This window comes from Streptomyces sp. NPDC059816, assembly GCF_042732055.1.
Lineage (GTDB): Bacteria > Actinomycetota > Actinomycetes > Streptomycetales > Streptomycetaceae > Streptomyces.
The window spans coordinates 60,330-71,931 of record NZ_JBHWIQ010000014.1 but is presented as its reverse complement, the minus strand read 5'-3'; the positions used below and the strand labels follow the sequence as shown (position 1 = coordinate 71,931).

Below are 11,602 nucleotides of genomic sequence, written 5' to 3'. Positions count from 1 at the left end.
AACGGAAAAAGGGCGTGGGGAACGGCTCCTCGGAGTGGGGGAACCCGGGGCCGACAGCGATCATATTAGGTGAGGCTTACCTAAAGTGCCATCGTCGGTGCGGCACGGGATCGCACGCCCCCGACGCAGGTGGGCCGTCAGGCCCCGGGGGTCGCCTCGGCAACCGTCGGCGACGCCACGGACGCCACGGACGCCACGGATGACCCGGGCGGTGCGGGCGGTGCGGGTGGGGCGGAACCCGGTGCCGCGTCGTACGCACGCACCGCGTCCAGGTACTCCGCAATGGCGTCCCGGTTGCGGACCAGACACGCGACCCGCTCCGTCATGCGGTCGCGCTCGTGCTCCAGAGTCGCGATCATCTCCGCGGTGGCGTCCGGGAAGTAGATGGTTCGGGGCTTGTCGAGGCAGGGCAGGATCTGCTTGATGATCCGGGTGGGCAGCCCGGCGTCGAGCAGGCCCCGGATCTGGAGCACCCGGTCGACGAAGCGTTCGTCGTACGAGCGGTAGCCGTTCGCGCAGCGCTCGGCGACGATGAGCCCCTGCTCCTCGTAGTAGCGCAGCAGTCGACGCGAGGCGCCGGTGCGTTCCGACAGTTCTCCGATGCGCATGGGCGGGCTCGCTCCCGGTGACCTTGACCTTCACACCAATGTGAACGTTTCACCATAGCTGGCATGTCAACCCGCGATCCGAACATCCTCCTTGACCCTCCGTCCGAGCGGCGCCGTGACCGGCTCCCGATGGCGGCGCTGCTCGCGCTGTCCACCGCCGTCTTCATCACCAGCCTCACCGAGACCCTGCCCGCCGGGGTGCTCCCCGCCATGAGCGGTGACCTCGGGGTCGGCGAGTCCGCCATGGGGCAGTCGGTGACCATCTACGCGATCGGTAGCGCGCTCACGGCGATCCCGCTGACCGCAGCCACCGCCGGGGTCCCCCGCAAGCGGCTGCTGCTGGCCGCGATGGCGGGGTTCGCCCTCGCCAACACGGTCACCGCCGTCTCCTCCCACTACCCGCTCACCATGGTGGCCCGGTTGCTGGCCGGGGTCGCCGCGGGCCTCGCCTGGGCCCTGCTCGCCGGCTACGCCCGGCAGATGGCCCCCGCGCACCTCCAGGGGAAGGCCATCGCCGTCGCCATGGCCGGCATCCCCGTGGCCCTCTCCCTGGGCGTGCCCGCCGGCACCTTCGTCGGCGACGCCCTGGGCTGGCGTGCGGCGTTCCTCCTCATGACCGGTCTCACCGTGGTCCTGTTGGCGTGGATCGTGGTGAGCGTCCCGGAGTACGCGGGCCGCCGGGGCGGAGAACGGGAGCCGATGCTGCGGGCCCTCGCCGTGCCCGGGGTTGCGCCGGTCCTCTGGGTGACCCTCGTCTTCGTGCTCGCCCACACGGTCCTCTACACCTACGTCGCCACCTTCCTGGACCACGTCGACATGGCGGACTCCACCGACCTCGTCCTGTTGACCTTCGGGGCCGCCTCGCTGCTGAGCATCTGGGTCGTCGGCGTCCGCATCCACCGTCAACTGCGGGCCCTCACCGTCGCCAGCGTGCTGCTGGTCGCCCTCGCCGCCGCGTTGCTCGCCGTGGTGTCGGACCGTGCGGCGCCGGTGTACGTCGCGGCGGCGCTCTGGGGCCTCGGTTGGGGAGGCGTTCCCACGCTGCTCCAGACCGCGGTCGGCGATGCGGGCGGCGACTTCGCGGACTCGGCGCAGGCGATGTTGGTCACCCTGTGGAACGTGGCCATGGCGGCCGGCGGAGTCGTGGGCGGTGTCCTCCTCGGTGTCGTCGGGGCGCAGGCGTTCCCGTGGAGCGTGCTGGCGCTGATGGCGCCGGTGCTCCTGATCGTGGTGGTCGCCCGCGCCCACGGGTTCCCCGTCCGGCGCGCGACGGACTGAGACCTGTGCCGTCAGTGCGGCGCCGGCCCGGGGTCACGGCAGGGGTGCTCCCCGGGCCAGCCAGCCGAGCAGATCGTCCGTCAGCGGCTCGCCGTCCGCCTCGACGTCGGGGCCGAGGGCTCCAGGGTCCAGCCGGTACAGCTGTCGGCGGTCACGGCCGTGGCGGCGCATGAGCAGTGCGCCGCCCCGGCCGTCGTCGCCGACCAGCACCCAGTGGGGTGCGCGGCGCGCCACCTCGAAGCTCCCGTTGCGTTCCGCGAAGAGGTGCGGGCCGTACACGTGCACGCCGTTGCCGAGCAGGACTCCCGGGGTCGACCGCCACAGCCGGGCCAGGGCGGGCTGGGGGCCGTCGCCCAGCCCGAGTTGCCGTGCGGCCAAGGCCGTGAGGAACCCGGCGAAGGACTCCGCCACCAGGTGCTCCTCGTCGATCGTCCCGTCGTGGCACACCACGGGCAGTTCGCCGTCCGGGCACTCCTTGCGGCGGTCCAGGGCGAAGGAGTAGCCGTACCCGCAGTCCGGTTCGGCGCCGAACTGCAACCGGTCGCCGCGCAGCCGCCAGGGTGCGGTGATGAGGTCGTACGTGTCGTACCCCGGTACGTGGGGACCGACCGTGGCGAGGTCCGTCCCGGGGACCCGGGTTCCGCCGACCTCGATGAGCCACCACCGGTACGACGGGGGCAGCGGGCCCACCTTGGCCTCCGCGGCGACGGTCATCGTTTCCCGCGCCCCGCCCGCCGGCCCGTGACGGAACCCCGGCACGGTGTCGATCAGGTCGCGCAGCTGCGTCAGATCGGGTCTCACGGCACGCAGTGTGCCAGGGCTCCCGCTCGGAGCTCCGCCCCCGGGGGCGTCTGGGACGAGCGGTCGACCGACGGGTGCTCAGGGCCCTGGTCCGGCAGGGGCGTTGGGGCCGCTGTCTAGCGGGAATCCCTCTCTCGTGATTAAAGTAGGGCCTCATTATGAATGACGTACAGAAATCTTCGGACGAGCTGGCTCGCGATGAACGCGGCCTCCTCTACAACCCCGGTGCGCGGGCCTCGATGAGTGCCTTCGCCCTCGACGGTGACACCCTCGCCCTGGAGGCCGTGGCCGCCCTCCGCTCGGCGCTCCAGGCGGTCGACCGGCTCCGTGCGCGGGGCGCGGGCAATCGTGGACTCAGTACGGGCGCCCTCGACGTGCTGATGCGTCTGGGGGTGGCCCCGGACGAGGGGATGACGGTCGGTGAGCTGGCCCGGGCCGGCGGTGTGAGCTCCCGCAACGTGACCGGGCTGGTGGACACCCTGGAGGGGGACGGCCTGGCCGCCCGGGTGCCCGACCGGCAGGACCGCCGGGCCGTGCGGGTGCAGATCACGCCGCAGGGGCGGACCTGGCTGGACGACTTCCGGTTGCCGGCGCGGCGCGCCATGGAGTCGCTCTTCCGGGGTGTCGAGCCGGATGACGTCGCGGCGCTCCGGCACCTGTGTCTGAGCCTGGTGGAGAACCAGCGCCGCGTCGAGCGGTACCTGGAAGGGGGTGGCGCGACCGGGCGGGTCGTCGGCTGAGCCCCGGACTAGAAACTCTAACGCTCGTACAATATTGTGCGAGCGTTAGAGTTTCTTGGGAAGGGGTCTCTCCGTCGTGGCCAACGTCTATCGCGAACTGTTCCGGGCACCCGGGACCGTCGCCTTCTCGGCCGCGGGCTTCGTGGCCCGCATGACGATGCCGATGACCGGCATCGGGATCATCACCATGCTCGGCCTGCTCCGCGGCGACTACGCGCTCGCCGGCGCCGTCTCCGCCGCCTTCACGCTCTCCACCGCACTCTGCGGGCCGCGCGTCTCGCGCTGGGTCGACCGGGCGGGGCAGCACCGGGTGCTGTGGCCCGCCGCCGGACTCAGCCTGCTGGCGCTGGGCGCGCTGCTGCTCTGCGCCCGCTACGAGGCCCCCGTGTGGTCGCTCTTCGTGTGTGCCGTGCTCGCCGGCGCGCTCCCCAACATGGCGGCGATGGTCCGGGCCCGCTGGACCCACCTCCACCAGGGGTCCCCGCGCCTGCACACCGCCTACGCATGGGAATCCGTCGTCGACGAACTCACCTTCGTCATCGGCCCCGCGCTCGCGGTGGCCCTGTCCACGGTGCTGTTCCCCGAGGCCGGCCCCCTGGCCGCCGCCGTGCTCCTGGCCCTCGGCGTCGCGTGGTTCGTCCCCCAGAAGGCCACCGAACCCCCCGTCGTCCGTGCCGGCACCCATGCGCTCGCCGGCGCCGGCCGCTCGGCCGTCCGCAACCCCTCGGTGCGGCTGCTCGCCTCCGTCCTCGTGGCGGGAGGAGCCATCGTCGGCACGGTGGACGTGGTCAGCGTCGCCTTCGCCGAGGAGCGCGGCACGCCCGCGGGCGCCGGCATCGTCCTGTCGGCCTACGCCGTCGGTTCGGCCCTCGCCGGACTGGCCTTCGGCGCCCGCACCCCGCGGCTGCCGCTGCCCCTCCTGCTGGTCATCGGCGCCGCGGGCACGGCCTGCACCACCCTCCCGCTGCTCTGGGTGGACGGCCTGCCGGGGCTCGCCGCCCTGGTGTTCGTCTCCGGTCTGTTCTTCGCCCCCACCATGATCGTGGTCATGGGCCTCGTCGAGCGCAGTGTCCCGGCCCCGCAGCTCACCGAAGGGATGACCTGGGCCATCACCGGTCTCAGCGTCGGTGTCGCCCTCGGCGCCGCCGTCTCGGGCCACCTGGTCGACCGCTTCGGTCCCGCATCCGGGTTCGTGGTGGCCGTCGTCGCCGGTGCGCTCGCCCTGCTCCTGTCCCTGGCGGCGCGGGGGCCGCTCACCCGGACCCCGGCCGGCGGGCTCGAACCGGTGGCGGCCGGTGCGCCCACCGCGGACGGACGCGGCTGATGGACGGGTAGGGTCGGGGCACACGGCGGGAACACGGGAGTACGCGGGTGAGTGAACCGACCACGGACGGCCGCCGGCTCAAGGGCGAGCGCCGCAAGAAGGAACTGATCGACGCCACGGTCCGGGTCGTCGCCCGGGACGGGGTCGCCGGGGTCAGCCACCGGGTCGTCGCCCGGCAGGCCGGCCAGCCCGCCACGGCCGCCGCGTACTACTTCAAGAACATCGACGACCTCCTCACGGCGGCCCTCACCGACTGCATGGCCCAGGACGCCGCGCGGATGCGCACCCTGGCGGCGGGGACCGACGGCGGCCCGGCCGGACTGCGCGCGCTCGCCGAACTGATGGCCGCCGTGGTCGTCCACCCCGACCACCTGCTCGCCGAGTTCGAGCTCTACCTGCTCGCCGCCCGCCGACCCGAACTCAGGGAAGCCACCGACGACTGGCTCGCCGCGATCGACGAGTTCGGCCGTCGCTACACCGACGACCCGGTGCGCCTGCGCATCCTGGCCGGCGTCCTGGACGGACTGCTGATGCAGGCCCTCCTCACCGACGACCCGCCCAGCGTCGACGCCTTCGAGGACGTGCTCCGGCAGGTCCTGCTCTGACGGGGCGTCACCGCCGGTGAATCCCATCTCCTGCTAACTTCAACCGGGTTGGGCTCCAGGAGGAAGAGGGAACAGTTATGCGCGCACGGACCTGGCGGACCGCGGCGACGGCCCTGGGCGCGGCCCTCGCGCTCGCCGTGTCGGCCGCCCCGCCCGCGGTCGCCGAGAACGACCGCCGGCCCGGTCCGTGGACCAGCGCATGGGGGACCGCCCTCCAACACCCCGCCGCCCCCGACTCCCCGTGGGGCGGCTGGTCGAGCGAGGGGTTCACCGACCAGAGCGTCCGACAGGTGATGCGGATCAGCTCCACCGGCTCCCACCTGCGCGTCCGACTGTCGCACCGGTACGGAGGGCAGCCGATCCGCCTCACCCGGGCCACCGTCGCCCGATCGGCGGGCGGGGCCTCGGTCCGCCCCGGGACCCTGCGCGACCTCCGGTTCTCCGGCCGGGCGGCCACCGTGCTCCCCACCGGTGCCGAACGCTTCTCCGACCCGGTGGCCCTGCCCGTCCGTGCGGGCGAGAAGCTCACCGTCACCCTCTACTTCGCCGCCCCGACCGGCCCCGTCACCCATCACGGGGACGGTCTCACCACCAGCTACCGCGCCCGCGGCGACCAGACCCGCGGCACGGCGGGCGACGCCTTCACCGGCGACACCAGTGCGTCGTTCTACCTCTTGGCCGGCGTCGACGTCACCCGTGAGCGCGGGCCCGGCGCCGTCGTCGCGTTCGGCGACTCGATCACCGACGGGTACGGCTCCACACCGGACACCGACCGGCGCTACCCGGACCGGCTCGCCGAACGACTGCACGCCTCCGGACGTCCCCACGGGGTCGTCAACGCCGGGATCAGCGGGAACCGGCTGCTCACCGAATCCCCCTGTTTCGGAGCGGACGGCCTCACCCGGTTCCGCCACGACGTGCTCGGCCGCGCGGACGTCCGCACGGTCGTCGTGCTGCTCGGCATCAACGACATCGGGGCCGGCGGGGCGCCCGACTTCGGGTGCGGAAGCCCGCCCGCCGTCACCGCAGAACAGCTCATCGAAGGACACCGCGCCCTGATCCGGGCCGCGGAACGGAGCGGCGTCACCGCCGTCGGGGCCACCCTGACCCCCTTCAAGAACTTCCCCTTCTACTACACCCCCGACAAGGAACGGGTGCGCGACGAGGTCAACCACTGGATCCGCACCAGCGGGGCCTACGACACGGTGGTGGACCTCGACCGCGTCCTGTCCGACCCCCGCCCGGGCCACGGCGACGAACTCGCCGCCGGATACGACGCGGGGGACGGGATCCACCCCAACGACGCGGGCATGGACGCCCTCGCGGAAGCCGTCGCGGCCCGCCTGCCCCGCTGAGCGCCCGCCGCCCGTCACTCCCGTGACGCCCCGTCGTTGGTGCTGGCTGTTGTCCGGGCCCGGGGCGGGCCATGCCGCCTTGGGGCGCACGGCGAGCACATCGGCGCGATCGACCGCGAAGCCGGTCCGGTCCACGGAGGCAGGGGTACGTGCATGTGGGGCATCCGTCGGACCGGACACCGGCTCGCCTCCGTGGTGCTGGCGGGCGGTGGCGGCGGTGGCGCTCTGCGGGACGGCGACCGCTCCCGTCGCGGCCACCGCCCACGGTCCGGTCCTCGACCGTGACTTCCCCGACCCCGACGTCGTCGAGGTGGACGGCACCTACCACGCCTACGCCACCAACAGCAGCGGCCGGAACACCACCCGTGCCACCTCCCGGGACCTGACGCACTGGACCTTCCACGACGCCGACGTCCTGCCCGTGCTGGGCTCCTGGGCCGTGGCCGAACCCCGGGGCCGGGTCTGGGCACCGGAGGTGTTCGACAACGGAACCGGGCTCACCATGCTCTACACCGCACGGGACCGCGCGAGCGACCGTCAGTGCATCGGCGTGGCCCTCTCGCCCACGCCCGACGGACCGTTCCGGCCGACCGGCGACGGCCCGTTGATCTGCCCGGCCACCGAAGGCGGAGCCATCGACGCGGCCAGCCACAGCGAAGGCGGCCAGCGCTACGTCCTGTGGAAGAACGACGGCAACTGCTGCGGGCGGGAGACCTGGATCCACCTCCAGCGCGCCTCCCGGGACGGAACCCGGCTCACCGGCGAACCGATCAGGCTGATCGGACGGGACCGGGACTGGGAGGGCGACCTCGTCGAAGCGCCCACCCTGGTGAAACGGCGCGACGGCGGCTACCTGCTCCTGTACTCGGCCCACTCCTACGCCGGCGACGCCTACGCCACCGGGTACGCGGTCGCGGACCGACTGACCGGCCCCTACACCAAGGCCGCCGCGCCGCTCATGACGACCGCTTCCTTCGACGGCACGGTCCGCGGCCCCGGCGGCCAGGACGTGGTGACCGGACCCGACGGCCGCGACCGCATCGTCTTCCACGGCTGGAGCGCCGACCGCACCCGGCGCGCCCTGTACGCCGCCGACCTCGGCTACGCGAACGGCCACCCGGTGGTGCGCGGCAGCAGGGTCTCCCATCAGGCGGAGGACGCGCAGGTGCACCGCGCCGTCGTCCGGGAGGCCGACCGGGCCCGGGGCGGACGCGCCGTCGGCCACCTCGACCACCCCGACAGCCACGTCGAGTTCCGGGTCTTCGCCGCCTCCGCGGGTCCCCACGCCCTGTCGGTGCGGTTCGGCAACGGCTCCCTCGACGCGTCCGGCGCACCGGCGGGCGCCTCCCACCTGCTGACGGTCAACGGCGTCGACTCCGGAGCCGTGGACTACCCGCACACCGGCTGGGACCACTGGCAGGAGGCGGGCACCACGATCACCCTGCGGGAAGGGTGGAACACCGTCCGGCTGTCCAAGGGCGAGCGGTACGCCGAACTCGACGCCGTCGACGTGGCCTGAGGCACGCCGCCGCCCCGGTCAGGCCCACTTCTGGTCGGCGCCGTGGTCGCAGGACCGGGCGTGCAGCCCCTGGCCACCGTCGTGCAGGCACCTGCCGGTCGCCTCGTTCCTGAGTTCGGCCGCCGCCCCGTCGTCCAGCACGGTGAGCCGCCACCGCTGGGCCGCGGACGGGCCGCACGGACCGGAGCGCAGCCCCTGCTGGTGGTGACCGACGCAGTCACCGGTCGCATGGTTGCGGAGCTGTGAGGTGCCGTCCGCGGAGGCCCTTACGGTCCACCGCTGGTACGGGAGGGCGTTGCACGTGAACGAGCGCAGCCCCTCGTCCGCGCTGTCGTCGAGACAGGCACCGCTCGCTCGGTTGACGAAGAGCCGACCGGCGTCCGCAACCCGCGGTGCCGGGCGAGCAGCCTGCTCCGCCCCGTCCACGGACCCCGTCGGCGGGACGACGAGCGCCGTCAGCGCAGCGCCCAGCAACACGCCCGCCAGCGCCCCGGACCCGGCCCACAGCCACCTGCCCCGCGGCCGGGCCGTCGCCGCGCGCAGCCGTCGCACGGTCCCCTGCCGCTCCGCGGGCGCCGCGGGGACGGCGTCCGCAAGTGGTTTCGGCTGACATCGGTCGGCGGCCTCCCACAGGGTCCGGTACGGCGCGGGGTCGGCGCCCAGCGCCCGGCACAGCTCCCGGACCGTCGACCACGGCGGCACCGTGCTGCCCCGTAGGTAGCGCGACAACGAGGAGTCGCTGATCGACACCTCGGACTCCAGCGAACGCAACGTACGCCCCGACCGCTGCTGCAACGCCCGCAAGGCGCAACCGAGTTCCCGGGCGGGACCGTCAACCCGCCGCTCTCCGTCCGACATCCATGCCCCCGTCGACTGTGCCTGCGGCCACGAGCCCGTCCCAGCAGGTCGGTTCTGTCCCGGGACGGATACGTCCCAGCAGGTCAGCACCTTAGAGATCCCGACATCGGGGAAGCAATCGGGACAAGCTTGCGAGGGGTGGTCGCCGGTCGCACACTCGGAACCAACCGGCTCGGCGGCCCCCAGGGCAGCGAGGAGCCGGTGCCCGGACCCACGTGTCCCCTCGGGCGGGGAGGGCCGGCTGCCGCCCGGCGCGTCCTCGACGTCCGGTCGAACCGTCCGTCCCCGAGGACGCCGGGGCGTACGCCCGTGCCCCGCTCTCCGCCCCCAAGGGCGAACACCTCCACCGGGCACCACCGTTGCGTTCCCTCCGAGGAACCAACCGACGAAAGGGATTGCCGTGCTGTTCTCCGACACCACCGAGGAAGCCACCACCGTCTACGAGCCGCCGATGCTGGCCGAGGCGGGGGACTTCGCCGCCGTCACCATGGGCCTGCCCAACTGGGGCAACGACTTCCGCTACACCTGCTGGATCATGGGCTGCGGCGAGTAGGGCCCGCCACACCGCCGCTCGTGCGCCCGGGAGCACACCCGGGCGCACGGGACGGCCTGCGCATCCCGCGTTGCGGTTCCGCCCCGGTGGAACCGCGACCGCCCCGCTCGGAGAAAGGCACCCCCATGCCGTTCGTCATCCTCCCCGACAGCCCCGCGGGCGCAGCAGTCGGAGAACGTCTCACCACCCCTCAGGGCCTCGGCGCGAACCAGGAGGTACTGGCCCACGCCTCTGGCCGGCCCTGGATCGTGGGGGAGTGGGACCCCGGCGACCTCGTCCGTGTCCAGGCCGGACCCCGTCAACTGGTCCTGCTCGGCTGCACCACCTCGGACACCGGCCCCCTCAGGGGCGCGCTCCGCGGCTACGACGAGCCGTCGGACCTCGACCGCCTCGCCCGCACCCTGCCGGGAGCCGCACACCTCGTGGCCTCGCTCGACGGACACGTCCGCGCCCAGGGCACGGTGTCGGCGCTGCGGCAGATCCACCACACCACCTGGTGCGGGGTCACCATCGCCGCCGACCGGCCGGACCTGCTGGCCCGGATCACCGGAACCGGGATCGCCCACGACCTGCTCGCCCGCCACCTGCTGGCCCCCACGACCCCCTGGCCCCTGGGCGAGGCCCCGCTCTGGCAAGGAGTCTCCTGCCTCCCCGGTGACCACTACCTCCACCAACTCCCCGACGGCACCCACCGCACCCGCCGCTGGTGGTCCCCGCCCCAGCCCCATCTGTCCCTGGCCCGGGACGGCGCCGCGCTGCTGCGGGTACGGATCGCCCAGGCGGTGTCGCTGCGCACCAGGGCCGGCGGCACCCTCAGCGCCGACCTCTCCGGAGGGCTCGACTCGACCAGCCTGTGCCTGCTCGTCGGGGACCGCGGCCCCGCCCGCCTGGTGACCAACCGGTGGGAGGCGATGGACCCGGCCAACGACGAGGAAGACGGTCACTGGGCGCGCGAAGCGAGCCGTGCGCTCCCCGCAGCCGAGCACGTCCTCACCCCCCACGACTTGGTGCCCTCGTGGTACGAGGGCGTCACCACGCCCGCGTACGAACCGGAAGGCCCCTTCCCCTCCGTGCGCACCCAAGCCCAACAACTCGCCCAGGTGCGGCTGATGGCCGAACGGGGATCGACCCGCCACCTCACCGGACACGGCGGCGACGAACTGTTCACCGCGCTCCCCGCCCATCTGCACGCCTTCGCCCGCAGCGACCCGCTGGCCGCACTGCCCCACATCCGGGCCACCGCCGCCCTGCACCGCTGGCCGCTGCTGCCCACGCTGGGCGCCCTCGGGAGGAACCCCTCCTACGGCGACTGGCTCGCCGGACTCGCCGACACGGTCACCGCCTGGCCACCGCGGCTGGGCCGCCCAGAGTTCGGCTGGGGCACCCCCGTCCGCACGGCGCCCTGGGCGACCCCGGACGCCGTCGAGGCGGTCCGCGCGGCGCTACGGGAACCCGGGGCGCAGCCGCTGGCCCCGAACCGGGCCCAGCACATGACCCTGGAACTCGCCCGCGAATGCGGCCGGACCATCCGCCGACTCGACCAGCTCACCTCCCGGCACGGCGTCCCCTGGCACGCCCCGTACCTCGACGACCGGGTCCTGGAGACGGTCCTGTCCATTCGGATCGCCGACCGCGCCGACACCTCCCACTACAAACCGCCGCTGGCCGCGGCGATGCGCACGGTCGTCCCCGACGGGCTGCTCACCCGTGCCTCCAAGGCCGAGTTCAGCCGGGAGGCTTACGCCGGCCTCGCACGCCACAAGCACGCCCTCGCCGAACTCTGCGACGACCTCCACCTCGCCCGACTCGGCCTCGTCGACGCCGAAGCCGTCCGGACCGCGATCCTCCAACTGCACCCCCGTTCCCTCACCTTCGTTCCCCTCGACCGGACGCTCGCCTGCGAGACCTGGCTGCGCTCGCTGCCCGCCCGGTCGCGGCCCGCCCCGGCACCCTGACCCGTA

General features: G+C 73.5%; 11 protein-coding genes. 8 read left to right on the top strand and 3 right to left on the bottom strand.

Annotation, left to right across the window (positions count from 1 at the left end; translation table 11 throughout):
* Window positions 1-137: 137 nt before the first annotated feature.
* Complete coding sequence (locus ACFV88_RS19605; RefSeq protein WP_385492840.1) at window positions 138-608, bottom strand: MerR family transcriptional regulator; 471 nt, start codon at window positions 606-608, stop codon at window positions 138-140.
* 63 nt (window positions 609-671) lie between these two features.
* Between ACFV88_RS19605 and ACFV88_RS19600 the strand changes: the two genes are divergently transcribed.
* Window positions 672-1,886: an MFS transporter gene (locus ACFV88_RS19600; RefSeq protein WP_385492839.1), complete on the top strand. Its 1,215-nt coding sequence runs from the start codon at window positions 672-674 to the stop codon at window positions 1,884-1,886.
* Window positions 1,887-1,919: 33 nt separating this feature from the next.
* On the opposite strand, the gene ACFV88_RS19595 is transcribed toward ACFV88_RS19600, so the two are convergent.
* Window positions 1,920-2,687, bottom strand: coding sequence for an SMI1/KNR4 family protein (locus ACFV88_RS19595; RefSeq protein WP_385492836.1), 768 nt, complete (start codon window positions 2,685-2,687; stop codon window positions 1,920-1,922).
* A 158-nt stretch (window positions 2,688-2,845) separates the two neighbouring features.
* Between ACFV88_RS19595 and ACFV88_RS19590 the strand changes: the two genes are divergently transcribed.
* The 5 genes from ACFV88_RS19590 to ACFV88_RS19570 all read left to right on the top strand — a co-directional run bounded on the left by ACFV88_RS19590 (window position 2,846) and on the right by ACFV88_RS19570 (window position 8,230).
* Entirely contained in the window at window positions 2,846-3,427 is a 582-nt protein-coding gene (locus ACFV88_RS19590) for a MarR family winged helix-turn-helix transcriptional regulator (protein ID WP_385492834.1), read from the top strand.
* Window positions 3,428-3,503: 76 nt separating this feature from the next.
* Window positions 3,504-4,751 carry an MFS transporter gene (locus tag ACFV88_RS19585; RefSeq protein ID WP_385492833.1) on the top strand — a complete coding sequence of 416 codons (1,248 nt, stop codon included), beginning with the start codon at window positions 3,504-3,506 and terminating at the stop codon, window positions 4,749-4,751.
* A 47-nt stretch (window positions 4,752-4,798) separates the two neighbouring features.
* Window positions 4,799-5,356, top strand: coding sequence for a TetR/AcrR family transcriptional regulator (locus tag ACFV88_RS19580; protein ID WP_385492830.1), 558 nt, complete (start codon window positions 4,799-4,801; stop codon window positions 5,354-5,356).
* Window positions 5,357-5,433: 77 nt separating this feature from the next.
* Complete coding sequence (locus ACFV88_RS19575) at window positions 5,434-6,711, top strand: SGNH/GDSL hydrolase family protein (protein ID WP_385492828.1); 1,278 nt, start codon at window positions 5,434-5,436, stop codon at window positions 6,709-6,711.
* Between the two features lie 208 nt (window positions 6,712-6,919).
* Window positions 6,920-8,230 carry a family 43 glycosylhydrolase gene (locus ACFV88_RS19570; RefSeq protein WP_385492827.1) on the top strand — a complete coding sequence of 437 codons (1,311 nt, stop codon included), beginning with the start codon at window positions 6,920-6,922 and terminating at the stop codon, window positions 8,228-8,230.
* Between the two features lie 18 nt (window positions 8,231-8,248).
* On the opposite strand, the gene ACFV88_RS19565 is transcribed toward ACFV88_RS19570, so the two are convergent.
* Window positions 8,249-9,088 (bottom strand): RICIN domain-containing protein, encoded by an 840-nt coding sequence (locus ACFV88_RS19565; protein ID WP_385492825.1) that lies wholly within the window; start codon window positions 9,086-9,088, stop codon window positions 8,249-8,251.
* 400 nt (window positions 9,089-9,488) lie between these two features.
* Here ACFV88_RS19565 and ACFV88_RS19560 point away from each other — a divergent pair, with 400 nt between their 5' ends.
* The gene (locus ACFV88_RS19560) at window positions 9,489-9,641 is read left to right on the top strand and encodes a lasso RiPP family leader peptide-containing protein (RefSeq protein ID WP_385492822.1); all 153 of its coding nucleotides are present in this window, start codon (window positions 9,489-9,491) and stop codon (window positions 9,639-9,641) included.
* A gap of 125 nt (window positions 9,642-9,766) precedes the next feature.
* A complete protein-coding gene (locus ACFV88_RS19555; RefSeq protein ID WP_385492821.1) occupies window positions 9,767-11,596 on the top strand; it encodes an asparagine synthase-related protein in 1,830 nt (609 codons plus the stop codon).
* Window positions 11,597-11,602 lie beyond the last annotated feature (6 nt).

Excerpts from the sequence above, each read along its gene's own strand:
- ACFV88_RS19605 (WP_385492840.1), bottom strand. The coding sequence starts at position 608 with ATGCGCATCGGAGAACTGTCGGAACGCACCGGCGCCTCGCGTCGACTG.
- ACFV88_RS19600 (WP_385492839.1), top strand. The coding sequence starts at position 672 with ATGTCAACCCGCGATCCGAACATCCTCCTTGACCCTCCGTCCGAGCGG.
- ACFV88_RS19590 (WP_385492834.1), top strand. The coding sequence starts at position 2,846 with ATGAATGACGTACAGAAATCTTCGGACGAGCTGGCTCGCGATGAACGC.
- ACFV88_RS19575 (WP_385492828.1), top strand. The coding sequence starts at position 5,434 with ATGCGCGCACGGACCTGGCGGACCGCGGCGACGGCCCTGGGCGCGGCC.
- ACFV88_RS19565 (WP_385492825.1), bottom strand. The coding sequence starts at position 9,088 with ATGTCGGACGGAGAGCGGCGGGTTGACGGTCCCGCCCGGGAACTCGGT.
- ACFV88_RS19555 (WP_385492821.1), top strand. The coding sequence starts at position 9,767 with ATGCCGTTCGTCATCCTCCCCGACAGCCCCGCGGGCGCAGCAGTCGGA.